This is a genomic window from Aminiphilus circumscriptus DSM 16581, from assembly GCF_000526375.1.
Taxonomy (GTDB): Bacteria; Synergistota; Synergistia; order Synergistales; family Aminiphilaceae; genus Aminiphilus; species Aminiphilus circumscriptus.
Map to the genome: position 1 here is coordinate 1184723 of NZ_JAFY01000002.1, position 15061 is coordinate 1199783.

Consider the following 15061-nt stretch of genomic DNA (forward strand, 5'->3'; position numbering starts at 1 on the left):
TTGCGGGGACGACGGATGCTCAGTGTTCCCCCGAATAGGGAACGCCGTAGAAGCGGGTGTAGAAGTCGTTCGCCGCTTCCTGGAGATCCACGTCGGCGAAGAGGTCCGGATAGAGTTTCTTGGCCATCCACAGCTCACCCAGGGCCATGGACTCCGGGCAGGGGTGTCCCCAGGGTTTCACGTACTCCGGCGTGAGGTAGACCTTGCCGTCTTTCACGGCGTCGAGCTGTGCCCAGGTTCCTCCCGCGCGGATTTCGTCGAAGACCTTGCGGTACCGGTCCTGCACGAAGATGACCTGGGGTGCCCAGAGGAGGATCTGTTCCATGGAGACCTGCTGGTAGCCGTCGAGTTCCGCCGCCACGTTTTTGCCGCCCGCCCGGTCCATGATGACTCCGGTGTATTTGCCGGAGCCGTAGGTGTACAGATCGGGGTTCGCCATGTAGCAGCGGATCTTTTTCTCCTCGGGGACGTCGGCGAGGCGCGTGCCCACCAGCGCGCGCTTTTCCATGATGTAAGCGGTGAGTTCCGCCGCCTTGTCCTGGGTGCCGAGGACCTCGCCCATGAGGGCGATGCCGTCCTTCATTCCCTCCGTGTAGGCCTTGTCCGGATCGACAAGCTTTGGGTTCAGCCGGGAGGCTTGTTCGTAGTCCGCCCGGTAGAACGAAAAGGCCACCACGGGGAGTCCCGCCTTTTCCATTTGTTCGATGAACTCCTTGGGGAAATAGTGGGTGACGATCACCAGGTCTGGCTTGAGGGCGAGCACTTCCTCCACGTTCACGGCCCGGAGTCCTCCGGGCATGGGCAGCTCATTGAGTTTGGGCCAGACTTTGAGGATCCCCTCGGAGAGGTCCTTCTTCCACGTGTCGAGAATGCCCACGAGACGGTCTCCCGCCTGCATCTCGAGCATCAGGTTGAGCGCGTGATGCTGCAGGCAGACCACGCGCTCAACCTTGTCCGGAATTGCCACGGTCCGTCCTAGCTGATCCGTCACGGTCCGCGCCGCTGCGGGAAGGACCGTGACGAACAGTGCCGCTGCGACGAGAAGCGCCGTGAACCCCTTTTTTCCGATGCTGCCGTGCCTTGTCATTGCGTCCTCCACTCCTTTCGGGAAATAAAAAACGCCGCCTCCGGGGCAGGAGGCGGCGTCAGAATGAGCGCCGCTTCCTCCTTTCCAAGCGGGAGGCGCACCTGTTTCCGGGTACGCCCATTGGCCGTTTCCCCTAGGCGGTGGTGGACGCCCTTAGGGAAGACGGCTCGGAGGCCGTTTTCGCGGGCAACTGTAACATGCATGCAGGATTGACGTCAAGACGCGGTGCCGATTTGGGCGGTGAAGGGAATAAAGCCGCGTCTTTCGAGAATCGCCGTTCCTTCCGGCGAAAGGAGTAGTTCCAGAAACGCCTCCGCCGCTTCGGGATGTTTCGCGCTTTCGGGAATCGCGGCGCCGTAGACGATGGGTTCCCCCCGCACGGTGATCGTTCCTCCCAAGGTATGGAGTTCCACCGAGGCCTTTTTGTAGAACGGGGCGTGTCGAGGATCGCCGAGGTTGATCTCCCCGGGAAGCGGGACGGTGCGGAAGCCCAGATCCACCGAGGAAGAGCGGTAGCGTATCATGTAATCGATCACGCCCGAACGGGCCATGGCGTTGATCTCGTGGGTCGGCGTCTCCGCCGGCAGGACGAGGCGCCGGGGGTTGTCCAGAATGCGCGCCGCAAGCCCGGGACGTCCGTAGTGGAGTTCGGCGAGCTGCAGCACCATGAGCGTGCGGTAGCCGCCTGGGTCCGCGTCGGGGGGCGTGGAGGCGAGGCACACCTCCGGGTCGGCGAGAAGCTCGAACCAGTTCGCCTCGTTCACCTGTTCGGCGAACCGGGAGGCGCCGGAGAAGCTCAAGACCTTTGCGTTGCAGGCGAAGCGCACGGCGCGGATCAGTTTTCCGCTTCCGCGGAGCAGATCCTCGATGTTTCGGTAGTCCGCCGTGAGATACAGGTCGCAAGGCGATCCCCGGAGGATTTCCTCCGCCAGAGCGACGCTGCCTCCACCTCTGCCGAGAAGGGAGAGATGCGGAAACCGCTCCGCGAGACGGTGGCGCAACTCTTCCATCACTCTGGAAAGGCTCCCCGCGTGCAGGATGTGCAGTGTCGTTTCGTGCATGGCCGTGCCTCCTCGTATGCCGTGTCATGGTTTCCCCCGCTCCGTTTCTTGGCGGAACGGCTGCATTGCCATTCCGTCGGCAGAGTCGCTTCGCCGATTCGAAGACGATCCAGTCCGTAAGGAATCCCGCGTGTTGACAGAGTGGTGTCGCAGTGCCTAGAGTGGATAAAATCACGCTTCTTTCAAGCAAGGGGGAATCCCCGTGAAATATGGCTCCTTCGAGTTTTCCCTGCGTGAACTCGCCGGTTCCATGGGTGATTTCGGCACGCTCTTTCCTCTCGCGGTGGGGTACATGGTGACCTGTGGCCTCGATCCGTCCGGTTTTCTCGTCGTGATGGGTCTCGCCAACATCGTCACGGGTCTCGTGTACCGTCTGCCGCTTCCCGTGGAACCCATGAAGGTCCTTGCCGTGACTGCCGTGGCGGGACACTGGCCCCCCTATCTGGTCTTCGCATCGACCTTCACCATGGGGCTCGTGTGGCTCTTCTTCGCCGCCACGGGTCTCATCGACCGCGTTGCCAAGATCACGCCTCCCTCGGTGGTGCGGGGAATCCAGGCATCCCTGGGGGTGCTCCTCGCCATGGAGGCGCTGCGCCTCATCGACGGGGACCTGCTGCTCGGCGTCGCCTCAGTTCTCGTGGTGCTCCTGCTTCGGGACAACGCCCGCGCCCCCGCGGCGCTCGTGCTCATGGGCATGGGGGTGGTCATCCTCGCCGTGCGGGGAGATCTCGCGTCCCTTCCGGGAATTCGATTCTCATTGCCCCCGTTGACGGGCTTCGCCCTGGGAGACATGTGGCATTCCCTGGTCCAGGGCGGTTTCGCCCAGATCCCCCTCACGGCCACCAACGCGGTGATCGCCACGTCCGCCCTCATCAGCGAATACTGGCCGGACCGGCGGATAAGCGAACGACGCCTTTCCCTGAACATGGGCATCATGAACTGCGTCGGGGCCTTTCTCGGCGGTTTTCCCCTCTGTTCCGGCGCGGGAGGGCTCGCGGGGCAGTACTACTTCGGCGCCAGGACGGGCGGGGCCAACATCATCGAGGGAGTGCTCGAGGTCACGCTCGGGCTCTTTCTCGGCAGTTCGCTGGCACGGCTCTTCGAGCGCTTTCCCGGCGCCATCATCGGCGCCATGATGCTCCTGGTGGGGCTCCAGCTCACCACGTCACTGGTCCTCGTGAAGCGCGACCGGCATCTGCTTCCCCTCCTCGCCACCCTTTCGGTCTCTCTGGCGACGAACATGGCCTTCGGCTTTCTCGCGGGGCTCTTCGCACACCACATCCTGCTCCCGCGCATTTCCGGCGATGAGAAAAAACCGGAACTCTGACACGATGCCTTCCGTGTGTCAGGGCAGCGCGTACAGATCCTCCAGAGGCAGAGGCGCGGAAAGGATTTCCGTGTCGAGAAGAAAGGTTTGCACATGTTCGAGATCCTCTCTGTCGGAAGGACGCAGCGTCGGATCGTAGTCAGAGCGTTCCGCCTGAGACCGGAGGGCTTCAATGGAAAGCCCCGTCTCTTCCGATGCCAGACGAAATGCCTCCTCGGGGTGCTCCCGCAGAAACGCCACTGCCTCCGCACGGACCTCGAGAAGACGCCGAATCAGATCGGGGTGTTTTCGAGCGAAGTCTCCGGTGGTCACGAGATAGGTGATTCCCCCGATCTTTCCCTCTCCGTTCGCGAGAATACGGGCTCCCGCCGCGGCTGCCCGATCCGCTGCCGTGCCTCCCAGAGCCGCCGCATCCGTTTTGCCGCCGAGAAGGACCGTCAGTACTTCGGGTTGCGCCAGGGAAAGCAGTGTTACCGTGGACGGCTCGATTCCCTCCTGACGAAGAGCCTCATGCAAGAGCTGATGCGGCAGAGTTCCCTTGGGACATGCCACGGTTTTTCCGGCCAGATCCGCCACGGTGCGGATCTCCGGTGCGGTGGTGAACAATGCGAATGTCTTGGGCGAGCGGGCACTGACGCCGACGATCCGGAGATCGAGTCCCGCGGCCGCGGCAGGCAGCAGGAGCGTGCCTCCCAGGGAATTGGCGAGGTCGATGGATCCGGAGGCCAATGCCTGAATCTGCAGCGGTCCCGCGTCGATCCGCCGGAGTGTCACGGTGACGTCTTCCCGGGCGAAGGCTTTTCCCAGAAGGCCGAGCCGCACTTCCAGAATGGCCGGAATGTTCAACATCGCTTTCACATAGGGAATGGAGAGCGTGCGTGCCGTTGCGGCTCCACTCGAGACGGTGCCCGTGAAAAAGAGGACGAGCAGGGCGGAGAGCAGGGAGCGTGCGCATCGCGTGCGCATGGCGAAGACCTCCTTCAACGATGTTCGGCGAGAGGTGCCTTGCCGACGATGGCTTCCAGGACCCGACGACGCAGAGGCAGAAACTCGGGGCAGCCCGTCTCCCTCGGCCGGGGAAGGGCGATGTCCAGGTGGTCCGCGATGCGGCCGGCATCGAGGACCACGATGGTTTCTCCCAGGGCCAGAGCTTCTTCCACATCGTGCGTGACGAAGAGGAAGGTCTTGCCGGTCCTTTGATGGAGCGCTGTGATCTCGTCCTGGAGACGACGGCGGGTGAAAGAGTCCAGGGCACCGAACGGCTCGTCCATGAGCACCACCTCCGGATCGAGGGCGAGGGTCCGCCCCAGGGCGATGCGTTGCGCCATGCCGCCCGAGATCTGGTCCGGGTAGGCGTCGCGGAATGCCTCAAGCCCGAGCAGCGCCAGAATCGACGCCGTTCGGTCGGCGATGGTCGCTTTGTCGAGGCGTCCCTTCAGGGCGAAAGCCACGTTTTCCCCCGCCGTGAGCCACGGCATGAGGCGGGGTTCCTGAAAGACGAACCCCACGGCGGAACGACCCCGGACCGAGATCTCCTCCGGAAGGAGGATACGCCCTTCCGTGGGTTTCTTCAATCCTGCGAGAAGGCGAAGAAGGGTAGTCTTTCCGGAACCGCTTCTGCCGAGCACGACGGTGAAACTTCCCTTCGGAAGAAAGAGAGAAAGGCCGTCGAGAGCGCTGACGGTTTCCTTCCCGAGGGGATATTTTTTTGTGATGCCCTGGAGGCTAATTCCTTCCGTGGCCGTCGCCTCCTTTCCAGGGAACGAGGTGTTTGGCCAGACGGAAGAAAAGGTCGTCCACCAGAGCTCCGAGAAAACCCATGGTGACGATGGCCACGACGATGATGTCCGACCGGGAGAGCCCCTGGGCGTCGTGAATGAGATAGCCGAGCCCCGACGAGGCGGCGATGAGCTCGGCGCCGATGAGGGCGCGCCAACTGTACCCGAGCCCCAGCCGAAGTCCCGTCAGGATCGACGGAAGCGCCCAGGGAAGACGGATGCGCCGGAGACGTTCTCCCTCGGAGAGGCCGAGGCTGATTCCCACTTCGATGAGATTTTCGTCGCAGCGGCGAATGCCGTCCACGGTGTTGAGGAGGACGGGAAAGAACGCGGCCAGGACGATGATGGCCGTCTTGGACGCTTCTCCGATGCCGAACCAGAGAAGCAGCAGAGGCAGGAGCGCGAGAGGCGGAATGTGACGTAGAAATTCGAGTGTTCCGTTGACGAACCGTCCGAGGCGCGGCCGGAGCCCCAAAAGAACGCCGAGAGGAAGGGCCGTCAGGCAGGAGAGGGCGAAGCCCCAGGAAACGCGCAGGCTGCTGGCGCCGATATGACGCGGGAGATCACCGTTCCGGATCAGCGTGACCGCGGTTCTTCCCACGGAGGCGGGAGAGGGGAGGAGAAAGACGTTCCAAAGTTCCAGGGCACTTCCGATCCACCAAAAACCGAGGATGACGAGAGGAAAAAGCAGCCCTTCAATCGGACGACCGGAAGAGCACGGAGCCGAATGCGTCCGTTCGACGTCGGCGGAGGCTGATTGCTGTGTTTTCTCCATTTCGGTCATGACGACTGTTTCCTTACCGCAGAGAACATGCCGTGTCTGATAGAGCCTGCATTTGCCTTCGCTCTCATTCTCCCGGGTTTTCTCCGTGTTTTCGATGATGTCTTGCCGACCCTCTCCGGTCTCGCCGAAAAGGCGAGACCGGAGAGGGTCGGCATTCTGCGTTCTGTCGATCAGATTCCGTGACGTTTGAAATAGTGCGTGTGCAGGAGATGGTGAGACTTCTCTCCCAGCGGTTTGCCCAGAAATTCCTCGTAGAGGCGGATGATGTCCGGGTTCTCGTGGGATTTGCGGCGCGGTTTGCCGAGGTCCTCCCGGTAGAGTGCCTCGGCGCGTTTGCGGACGATCTCCATGTGTCCGTGGTGATAGGGCTGTCCGCCGCCGCCCACGCAGCCGCCGGGGCAGGCCATGATCTCGATGGCATGGAAGGGCGCGACACTTCCCGAGCGGACCGCGTCGAGGAGCTTGCGCGCATTGCCAAGGCCGTGGGCGATGCCGATGTGGAGTGCCAGATCGCCCACCTGGAGCGTCGCCTCCCGGCATCCGTCAAAGCCACGGAGCTGGGCGAAGTCCACGTTTGCGAGGGCCTTTCCGGTGGCCCATTCCACGGCGCTCCGTACGGCGGCTTCGATGACGCCTCCCGTCGTGCCGAAGATGACCGCCGCACCGGTGGATTCACCCAGAGGTTTGTCGAAATCCTCGTCGGGAAGTCCCTGGAAATCGATGTTCGCCCTCTGGATCAGGTGCGCCAGCTCTCGGGTGGAGATGGACATGTCCACGTCGGCGATGCCGCCGGAGGAGAATTCCTCCCGGGAACATTCGTATTTCTTCGCCAGACAGGGCATGACGGAGACGACCACCAGTTTCTCCTTGGGAACGCCGATTTTCTCGGCGAAATAGGTCTTGGCGATGGCGCCGAACATCTGCTGGGGTGATTTCGCCGTGGAGGGAACGTCGAGCAGATCGGGATAGCGGTGCTCGAAGAATTTGACCCAGGCGGGGCAGCAGGAGGTGAGGATCGGCAGGCGGACCGACGTGTCTCCCTGCAGATGCCGGGTGAGACGATCCAGGAATTCGCTGGCCTCCTCCATGATGGTGAGGTCGGCGGCGAAGTCCGTGTCGAAGACATAGTCGAAGCCCATGGCCCGCAGCGCAGCCACCATCTTTCCCGTCACGAGCGTTCCGGGAGGCATGCCGAAGGGTTCGCCGAGGGCCGCCCGCACCGCCGGGGCGGTCTGGACCACCACGACCTTGTCCGGATCGGCGAGGGCCTCGATGACCTTCCATGAATAGTCCCGCTCCACCAGCGCTCCCGTGGGGCACACGGCGGTGCACTGGCCGCAGAACGTGCAGACCGATTCCTCCAGAGGCATCTCGAAGGCGGGGGCCACCACGGCCTTAAAGCCTCTGTTCACTCCGGACAGGACTCCCACGGTCTGGACGTCGTTGCACATGGTCTCACAGCGACGGCAGAGAACGCACTTGTCCATGTCCCGGATCAGCGCGGGAGAGATGTCTCGGGCGTAGTGGCTCTGCTCGCCTCCGTCGAAACGGTTTTCCCGAAGGCAGAAACGTTCCGCGAGTTCCTGGAGTTCGCAATTGCCGCTCTTGGCGCAGATGAGGCAGTCCTTCGGATGGTCCGACAGGAGCAGTTCGAGAACCGTCTTGCGCGCATTGAGGACCCTGATCGTGTTGGTGCGGACCTCCATCCCCTCGTCCGCGGGAGTGGCGCAGGCGGGAGCGAGGTTGCGCCGTCCCTTGACCTCCACAACGCAGATGCGGCACGAGGCGGATTTGTTCACCATGGGCGTTCCCTCGAGGTTCAAGTGACAGAGGGTCGGCACGTCGATGTCGAGCTTGCGGGCCGCGTCCAGGATCGTCGATCCCTTGGGGACCTCCACGTTTTTTCCGTCTATTTTCAGATGCACTATCGATTCCGGCATTCTACGACTCCTCCGATCTTCACTTCTTGACGATGGCATCGAACTTGCAGGTCGATGCGCAGGCGCCGCACTTGATGCACGTTTCCTGATCGATCAGGTGAGGTTCCCGCACCTTGCCCGTGATGGCTCCCACGGGGCAGACCCGTGTGCAGAGCGTGCAGCCCTTGCATTTTTCGGGATCGATGACGAAGGAGAGCAGCGCCTTGCATTTCCCCGAAGGGCAGCGTTTCTCCCGGACATGGGCCTCGTATTCGTCCCAGAAGTTGTCCAGCGTGGAGAGCACCGGGTTCGGCGCGGTCTGTCCGAGGCCGCAGAGGGACGTGTCCTTGATGGTCTGCGCAAGAGAGCGGAGAAGGGTGAGGTCCTCTTCAGTGCCGTGTCCCTGGGTGATCTTCTCGAGAATTTCATGGAGACGCTTGTTGCCCACGCGGCAGGGGGTGCACTTGCCGCAGGACTCGTCCACCGTGAACTCCAGGTAGAACTTGGCTACCGAGACCATGCAGTTGTCCTCGTCCAGGACGATCATGCCGCCGGAGCCCATCATGGAGCCCGCCGCGATAAGGTTGTCGAAGTCGATGGGCGTGTCCAGGTGCTTGCTCGTGAGACATCCTCCCGAGGGACCTCCGGTCTGGACCGCCTTGAATTTTTTGCCGTCCCGGATGCCTCCGCCGATGTCGAAGATGACCTCCCGAAGCGTGGTGCCCATGGGCACTTCCACGAGCCCCACGTTGTTCACCTTTCCCGCCAGAGCGAAGACCTTGGTCCCCTTGGATTTCTCGGTTCCGATGGAAGCGAACCAGTCGGCTCCCTTGGTGAGGATCACCGGTACATTGGCGAAGGTCTCCACGTTGTTCACGTTCGAGGGTTTGCCCCAGAATCCCTTTTCGGCGGGGAAGGGCGGCTTGCTCGTCGGCTCGCCCCGTTCGCCCTCCAAAGAACGGATCAGGGCCGTCTCTTCGCCGCAGACGAAGGCTCCCGCACCGTAGCGGAGTTCGATGTCGAAGGAAAATCCTGTTCCGAGAATGTCCTCTCCGAGAAGGCCCGTCGCGCGGGCGTCGTCGATGGCTTTGCGGAGGCGTTTCACCGCGAGGGGATATTCCGCACGGATGTAGACCATGCCTTTTTGTGCGCCGATGGCGTAGCCGCAGATGGCCATGGCCTCCACCACCGAGTGGGGGTCTCCTTCGAGAATGGAGCGGTCCATGAATGCACCGGGGTCGCCCTCGTCGGCATTGCAGATGACGTACTTCGTTCCCCCCCGCTGTTTCGCCGCGAAATCCCACTTGAGTCCCGTGGGAAAACCGCCGCCGCCCCGACCGCGGAGGCCGGATTTTTTCATCTCTTCCACGACGTCCTTGGGCGTCATCTCCGAGAGTGCCTTGCCGAGGGCCTGGTAGCCTCCCTGGGCGATGTACTCGTTGATGTTCTCCGGGTCGATGAAGCCGCAGTTCCGCAGGGCGATGCGCATCTGTTTCTTGTAGAAGCCCATGTGCTTGGAATCGGCGATATGCTCTTCCGTCTTGGGATCCACGTAGAGCAGGCGATGCACCTTGCGTCCCTTGAGAACGTGCTCGTCCACGATTTCCTGGGCGTCCTCGGGGCGGACCTGGACGTAGAAGGTATTGTCCGGCGCCACCTTGACGATGGGACCTTTTTCACAAAAGCCGAAGCATCCCGACAGGACCACCTTCACCTCGTCCTGCAGATTGCGGTTTTTCAGCGCGGTTTTCAGGCTCTCCACGATCCGGTCGCTCTGGGAGGAGATGCAGCCGGTACCGCAGCAGACCAGGAGGTGCATTTTGATTTCCGGCATGGGTTGTGGTTCTCCTTTCGCGTCCGTCCGACTCATTCGTGGATGGTCCGGTAGGCCGTGGGAATGATCCCGTCCACCATTTCGCCGCGGAGAATGTAGCTGTCAAGGATTTCCCGGATGCGGTCGCCCTTGACATTGCCATAGACGACGGGCTCTTCTCCCGGGCGCGTGATCTCCACGGTGGGTTCCGAGTGACAGTAGCCCATGCATCCCGTCTGGGTGAAGACGATCTCCGTCAGTCCCCGCTCTTTCGCAAGGCGCATGAACTCCGCAAGCGTCTCCCGTGCCCCGGAGGCGATGCCGCAGGTGGACATGCTGACCTTCACCTGCACGAGCCGTTCGATGTTCTGCCCTTTTTCGCGAAGATCCGTGGCGCTGGTGAGTTCTTTCTGAAGCTTTCTGAGAGCATCGAGGGATTGGATTTTTGACATGATGTTCACCTCCGGATCAGGCTTGGGCGTACTCGGCGAGTATGCCCTCGATGTCCTTGGGCACGACTCGTCCGTACACCTTTTCCCCCACGATGACCACCGGAGCCAGACCACAGGCCCCCACGCAGCGGAGTGTGTCCAGGGAGAACTTTCCATCCTCCGTCACTCCTCCGACGGAAATGTTCAACTGTTTGGACAGTTCCGCCACGATATCTTCGGCGCCTCGGACATAGCAGGCGGTTCCCATGCAGACCGAAATGGGGAAACGTCCCTTGGGTGTCATGGTGAAGAAGGAGTAGAACTTGACGACACCGTAGACCTTGGCGAGGGAGAGTTCCATGTGTTCCGCCACGAATTCCTGAACCTCCCGGGGAAGATAGCCGAAAATCCCCTGGGCTTTGTGGAGGACGGTGATGAGTTCTCCCTTCCGATCCGGAAGCGAGGCGATGAAATCCGCAAGTTCAGTGAAGCGCGGATCCTCTTTGACAGAGCATGTGCACATTGCATGGCCTCCTTTTTCTTCAATAGGGGGTGGATGATTTCCGCCCGGGTGCCTTGCGACGACACGCACCCGCTGTTTCGGCACTTTCGAAGGAAAGATGTCGAAACCGGCCCTGCAATCCCCTGCATACACCATATCGTGAAAAAAATCTCTAGTCAAGGCAAAAAAACACGCCTCTCCTCCTTTCCGCAAGGTGAATTCCCACATTCGCCTTGCAAGAAGGACGCTCGGGCGATTTTTTTACGTGTATTCGGGCTTCGAAGGCGGGAGAAAGCGAAATGTGTTACGGAGTCGGATGTCGCACGTACGGACCCGAATCAAACATACAGCCCTCCTCCTTCCTCATGGAGAGAAACAGGTTTACATAATATGTATTACAGCGAAGAATGCAACGCCGCTTTTCTTCGAAAAGGAACAGGTGTTTCCGACGGTCTTCGTCGATTCCACGGGGTGTTCCGTGTTCTCGGTTCATTCCCGCGTTGCGGGTGTGTTGCCTCCGTTGAGTCCCTTCCTGAGGGAGGACAGATCCCCCTTGCGGAGTACCGCAATGAGTTCCGCCACCACGGAGATGGCGATCTCCTCGGGTGTCTCCGCCCGGATGGGAAGGCCGACGGGCTGGTAGATACGGTTCAGATGGGCTTCCGAGACTCCTTCGTCGAGGAGGCGTTTCCGAACGAAGGCGATCTTGCGCATGGATCCGATCATGCCCACGTAGGCGGCGTCGCAGTGTTCGATGGTCTTTACCACCTCTGAATCGAGGGCGTGTCCTCTGGTGGCGATGACGACGAAACTTCGTCCGTGCAGCTTCAGCCCTCTGTCGAAAATTTCCTCCAGGGGGCAGGCGATGGTGGTGCCCCAGGGGATGTTTTCGGCGTTGGCGAATTCCTCCCGCTCGTCCCAGACGAAGACGCGAAATCCAGCGAACTGTCCTGCCTGGGCAAGGGCTTTGCCCACGTGTCCCGCGCCGAAGATCACGAGTTCCCGTTCCCGACCGACGACTTCCAGAAAGACGGAGATGTCGCCGCCACAGGCGGCGCTGTTCGGATCCGATCCGTCGCAGTGAAGTCCTTCCTTGTAAAGGGCGTGATCTCTTTCTGAATTCAGCAATGCCAATGCTTCTCGAATGGTGTGGTGTTCGAAGACGCCTCCGCCCACGGTGCCGGAGATGCTTCCGTCGGGGCTCACCCACATGGAGGCGCCCACATTTCGCGGTGTGGAGCCCTCCACGTCGACCACGGTGCACAGAACTCCCGGAACGCCCTTGGCGAGGTCTTTCATGATCTGTTCGAGAATGGCCTGATTCATCGGTACTCTCCGCTCCCTTCGAATCGCATGAACAACTCTGCATCGCCCTTTGTCGCGTGTGTCGTCCCAAAGGAACGGTGTGTTTGTTTCTCCGGTGTTTCGGATGGCGTCGTGATAGTGTTTCAACAGTGTCGCTGTGGTGTTCCCGAGAGGGCCACGTACCGTTTCGAAGGCCTGCCCACGGGTGCTACATCAAAATCGATGGTCACCTGGGATGTCTCGGCGAGATACTCGAGGTAGCGCCGGGTCGTGGAGCGCCCCATGCCGAGATGTTCCGCCGCTTCGGAGGCGGAGAGCCCCCCTGGGGCATCCCGGAGGAGTCGTTTGACCTTCTCGAGGATGCGATTTTGAATTCCCTTGGGAAACACGCTCGAATCGGGGGGAATGGCGCCTCGTTTCAGCCCTACCAGGTGATCCAGTTCGTCCTGCCGCCAGGGAGTACGGCGGGTCACCAGTTCTCGATGGAATGTGCGGTATGCCGAGAGCGCTGCCCGGAGACGGGAGGAAAGAAAGGGGCGGATGAGGCAGTCGAAAGCGCCCAGACAGATCGCGCCGCGAATCACATCGGGCTCTTCCGGACGGACAAGGACCACCCAATCCAGCCGGGGATAGTCGCTGCGGGCCTTGCGGAAGCCCTCGAGTCCTCCCAGGCCGGGAAGGGCGAAGTCGAGCACCACTAACTGGGGAGGTTCGTCGGCGAGAAAGGAGAGGAGCGTTTCACCGGAACCGACTTCTCCGACAAGGCGGTAGCCGGGTTGCTCTCGCACCAGATCGGCATAGAGGCTTCTCTGGGAGGAATCCTGTTCGGCGACGATCGCGTCGAGAGAATGGGGTACGAACGGACCTCTCATGACCGAATCTCCCGGGTGAGGTCGCTTGACCCGACGATACGCTCGAGTGCAGGAAAAACGGCTTCGAAACACGAAAAAAAATTGCACGGGAAACCGGGCACCATAGGAGGCTTCCTCCTTTCCGCACGGGAGGCGGTCGCGTTTCCACGACAACCCTATCGGTCGACATCCGTGGGCCTGGGCCGTTAGGAACGTCGACTCGGAGGCTCTATCATTTTGAACATACATTATACGTGATCCTCCGAATTCGTGCAATTTCCCCGCATGAGTGGGAAAAGGGCCTCTCTCTTGTGTCCCTGCCTTTTCACAGTGGGGCAAAGCAGCAATTTCTCCGGAGCGATGTTTTCGTGGCGCGTAGAACGGGCGGGACTCCATGCGACGAGGCTGTCCGCGTCGCATGGAGGACATCGCTGGCCGCAATTCTCCCGAGGAGACGTGGCGGGGTTTTTCTCGTTCGGTGCACGGCGGAAGAAGGGGACGCAGCCGGCTCTCCGGCGCGTCGATCAGGAGCGGAGAACCGCTGCCATGCGCGAGAAGGCTTCCTCCAGTTTTTTCTCGTCCACAGTGCAGGCGATGCGGATGAAGTCACCGCATGTCTCGCCGAAGGCGATGCCCGGGATGAGGGCGACACCGGCTTCCTCCAGCATACGGAGCGCGAAGGCGTCTCCGTTCATTCCCGTTCCGGAAATGTCGGCGAAAAGATAGAAGGCTCCCTTGGGAAGTGCGGCATTGACGCCGGGCAGTTCTCTCGCCAGGGACGCGGCGTGCCGGGTCCGTCGCCTGTAGGTGTCAACGATGGCACGTTCCGCATCCTGAGCCTCGCTCAGTGCGAATTCGGCGGCGCGCTGCACCATGCTGTTCACCGAAAGGGTCTGCACGATGGCGAGGATGTCCATGGGTTTGAGGAGTTCTTCCGGCCCCATGGCATAGCCGATCCGCCAGCCGCACATGGCGTAGGATTTGGAGAATCCCCCGATGGTGAGAGTCCGCTCCCGCATGCCCGGCAGGGTGGCGAAGGGGATGTGACTTCCCTGAAAGACGTAGGACTCGTACAGTTCGTCGGAGAGAACGCACAGGTCCTGTTCCAGGGCGACGCGGGCGATGCCCTCCAGTGTCGCCCTGTCGAAGACGGCCCCCGAAGGATTACAGGGAGAGTTGACGACGAGCGCCTTTGTTCGGCGGGTGACGGCCCGGCGCAGGTCTTCCTCGAGGGGGAGAAAATGGTTTTCCTTCCGGCAGGGGACTGCCACGGGGACGCCCTGATTGTAGCGGACCTGCTGGGCGTAGAAGGTGAAGTAGGGTTCGAGCAGAAGGACTTCGTCGCCCGGTTCGAGCAAGGTCTGGAAGGCGAGCCAGCACGCCTGGGAGCCGCCGGTGGTGACGAGGATCTCCTCCGGATCCTGGACGAAGCCGTATTTATCTGCCCAACGGCGGCTGACGGCCTCTCGGAGGCTGAGATTTCCCCGGCTCTGGGCGTAATGTGTCTCACCGGCCAGCCCGGCCTGGCGGGCCGCTTCCACAATGCGTGGGTCGGTGGGGATGTCCGGTTCGCCGAGGGTGAGGTTGATGAGTCCCGTCCGTTTCGCTGCGGCCTTGAACATTTGCATCATCGCCGAGGGTTCGAGTCGGGAGAACCTCACGGCAACGTGTCGTTCCAGGCTCACGGTGTCCCCGCCCCCTCCTTGGCGTCGTTTTTCGCCGTCTTTCGGGCGGCCCGCTCGGCCCGCATGGCGGTCTTCTTCGCGTGGGGGTCTCCGTGGGCGGGTACGATGCAGACGAACACGAAATCCTCGTCCCCCGGGTTCTCGAAGACGTGCTCCACGTCGGGGGGGACACGTCCCCACCGTCCTGCCGCGAGATCGATCGATTCACCCTGGACCACCACACGGCCATGCCCTTTGAGGGAGAGCACGAAATGATCCCAGGCGTGTCTGTGCGGAGGAATTTTCTCCCCCGGGGGCAGGGTGAAATGGCGCATCACGTAGTCGTCCCAGAACTGCCCGGGGCCGAAGATGATTCGTTTCCGCACGTTCGGAGCCAGTGCGGACGCATCCCAGAGGGGCAGATCCTCGACGAGCCCCCCCTGTCCGACCTTCGTCTCTTCCGACATGTTTGTCGCCTCCCTTTCGCGGAGTGGTACGACCGGGAGATGCGGCCCCGTCGTCACACGGTTCCGCATTTC

General features: G+C 61.6%; 14 protein-coding genes and 2 riboswitches. Of the genes, 1 reads left to right on the forward strand and 13 read right to left on the reverse strand.

Going from position 1 to position 15061, the window contains the following annotated elements:
- Positions 1 to 19: 19 nt before the first annotated feature.
- On the reverse strand, positions 20 to 1087 hold the full coding sequence (locus K349_RS0106190; protein ID WP_026368959.1) for an ABC transporter substrate-binding protein: 1068 nt from the start codon (positions 1085 to 1087) through the stop codon (positions 20 to 22).
- Positions 1088 to 1149: 62 nt separating this feature from the next.
- Positions 1150 to 1272, reverse strand: a riboswitch (molybdenum cofactor riboswitch).
- A gap of 30 nt (positions 1273 to 1302) precedes the next feature.
- Positions 1303 to 2148: an extracellular solute-binding protein gene (locus tag K349_RS0106195; protein ID WP_026368960.1), complete on the reverse strand. Its 846-nt coding sequence runs from the start codon at positions 2146 to 2148 to the stop codon at positions 1303 to 1305.
- Between the two features lie 202 nt (positions 2149 to 2350).
- Between K349_RS0106195 and K349_RS0106200 the strand changes: the two genes are divergently transcribed.
- Positions 2351 to 3475, forward strand: a complete 1125-nt coding sequence (locus K349_RS0106200) for a putative sulfate/molybdate transporter (RefSeq protein WP_026368961.1) — start codon at positions 2351 to 2353, stop codon at positions 3473 to 3475.
- An 18-nt stretch (positions 3476 to 3493) separates the two neighbouring features.
- Here the strand turns inward: K349_RS0106200 and K349_RS0106205 are convergent, their stop codons facing one another.
- The 11 genes from K349_RS0106205 to K349_RS0106270 all read right to left on the reverse strand — a co-directional run bounded on the left by K349_RS0106205 (position 3494) and on the right by K349_RS0106270 (position 14989).
- Positions 3494 to 4441 carry an ABC transporter substrate-binding protein gene (locus K349_RS0106205; RefSeq protein ID WP_026368962.1) on the reverse strand — a complete coding sequence of 316 codons (948 nt, stop codon included), beginning with the start codon at positions 4439 to 4441 and terminating at the stop codon, positions 3494 to 3496.
- A gap of 14 nt (positions 4442 to 4455) precedes the next feature.
- Positions 4456 to 5205 carry an ABC transporter ATP-binding protein gene (locus tag K349_RS0106210; protein WP_034264291.1) on the reverse strand — a complete coding sequence of 250 codons (750 nt, stop codon included), beginning with the start codon at positions 5203 to 5205 and terminating at the stop codon, positions 4456 to 4458.
- Positions 5201 to 6037 carry an ABC transporter permease gene (locus tag K349_RS0106215; protein ID WP_026368964.1) on the reverse strand — a complete coding sequence of 279 codons (837 nt, stop codon included), beginning with the start codon at positions 6035 to 6037 and terminating at the stop codon, positions 5201 to 5203. The genes K349_RS0106210 and K349_RS0106215 overlap by 5 nt, the downstream gene beginning before the upstream one ends.
- 170 nt (positions 6038 to 6207) lie before the next feature.
- Positions 6208 to 7977 carry an NADH-dependent [FeFe] hydrogenase, group A6 gene (locus K349_RS0106225; protein WP_034264294.1) on the reverse strand — a complete coding sequence of 590 codons (1770 nt, stop codon included), beginning with the start codon at positions 7975 to 7977 and terminating at the stop codon, positions 6208 to 6210.
- Between the two features lie 19 nt (positions 7978 to 7996).
- Positions 7997 to 9790: an NADH-quinone oxidoreductase subunit NuoF gene (nuoF, locus tag K349_RS0106230; protein ID WP_026368966.1), complete on the reverse strand. Its 1794-nt coding sequence runs from the start codon at positions 9788 to 9790 to the stop codon at positions 7997 to 7999.
- Positions 9791 to 9822: 32 nt separating this feature from the next.
- Complete coding sequence (locus K349_RS0106235; RefSeq protein WP_026368967.1) at positions 9823 to 10221, reverse strand: (2Fe-2S) ferredoxin domain-containing protein; 399 nt, start codon at positions 10219 to 10221, stop codon at positions 9823 to 9825.
- 16 nt (positions 10222 to 10237) lie between these two features.
- Positions 10238 to 10723, reverse strand: coding sequence for an NADH-quinone oxidoreductase subunit NuoE family protein (locus K349_RS0106240; RefSeq protein ID WP_026368968.1), 486 nt, complete (start codon positions 10721 to 10723; stop codon positions 10238 to 10240).
- 468 nt (positions 10724 to 11191) lie between these two features.
- The gene (locus K349_RS0106250) at positions 11192 to 12028 is read right to left on the reverse strand and encodes an XdhC family protein (protein WP_026368970.1); all 837 of its coding nucleotides are present in this window, start codon (positions 12026 to 12028) and stop codon (positions 11192 to 11194) included.
- Between the two features lie 122 nt (positions 12029 to 12150).
- Entirely contained in the window at positions 12151 to 12879 is a 729-nt protein-coding gene (locus K349_RS0106255) for a response regulator (RefSeq protein ID WP_026368971.1), read from the reverse strand.
- A gap of 98 nt (positions 12880 to 12977) precedes the next feature.
- Positions 12978 to 13096: riboswitch (molybdenum cofactor riboswitch) on the reverse strand.
- Between the two features lie 286 nt (positions 13097 to 13382).
- Entirely contained in the window at positions 13383 to 14543 is a 1161-nt protein-coding gene (locus tag K349_RS0106265; RefSeq protein WP_026368972.1) for a pyridoxal phosphate-dependent aminotransferase, read from the reverse strand.
- Positions 14540 to 14989: a cupin domain-containing protein gene (locus K349_RS0106270; RefSeq protein ID WP_026368973.1), complete on the reverse strand. Its 450-nt coding sequence runs from the start codon at positions 14987 to 14989 to the stop codon at positions 14540 to 14542. The genes K349_RS0106265 and K349_RS0106270 overlap by 4 nt, the downstream gene beginning before the upstream one ends.
- Positions 14990 to 15061 lie beyond the last annotated feature (72 nt).

Coding starts and splice junctions, on each gene's coding strand:
- K349_RS0106190 (WP_026368959.1), bottom strand. CDS start 1,087: ATGACAAGGCACGGCAGCATCGGAAAAAAGGGGTTCACGGCGCTTCTC.
- K349_RS0106195 (WP_026368960.1), bottom strand. CDS start 2,148: ATGCACGAAACGACACTGCACATCCTGCACGCGGGGAGCCTTTCCAGA.
- K349_RS0106205 (WP_026368962.1), bottom strand. CDS start 4,441: ATGCGCACGCGATGCGCACGCTCCCTGCTCTCCGCCCTGCTCGTCCTC.
- K349_RS0106215 (WP_026368964.1), bottom strand. CDS start 6,037: ATGACCGAAATGGAGAAAACACAGCAATCAGCCTCCGCCGACGTCGAA.
- K349_RS0106225 (WP_034264294.1), bottom strand. CDS start 7,977: ATGCCGGAATCGATAGTGCATCTGAAAATAGACGGAAAAAACGTGGAG.
- nuoF (WP_026368966.1), bottom strand. CDS start 9,790: ATGCCGGAAATCAAAATGCACCTCCTGGTCTGCTGCGGTACCGGCTGC.
- K349_RS0106235 (WP_026368967.1), bottom strand. CDS start 10,221: ATGTCAAAAATCCAATCCCTCGATGCTCTCAGAAAGCTTCAGAAAGAA.
- K349_RS0106240 (WP_026368968.1), bottom strand. CDS start 10,723: ATGTGCACATGCTCTGTCAAAGAGGATCCGCGCTTCACTGAACTTGCG.
- K349_RS0106250 (WP_026368970.1), bottom strand. CDS start 12,028: ATGAATCAGGCCATTCTCGAACAGATCATGAAAGACCTCGCCAAGGGC.
- K349_RS0106255 (WP_026368971.1), bottom strand. CDS start 12,879: ATGAGAGGTCCGTTCGTACCCCATTCTCTCGACGCGATCGTCGCCGAA.
- K349_RS0106270 (WP_026368973.1), bottom strand. CDS start 14,989: ATGTCGGAAGAGACGAAGGTCGGACAGGGGGGGCTCGTCGAGGATCTG.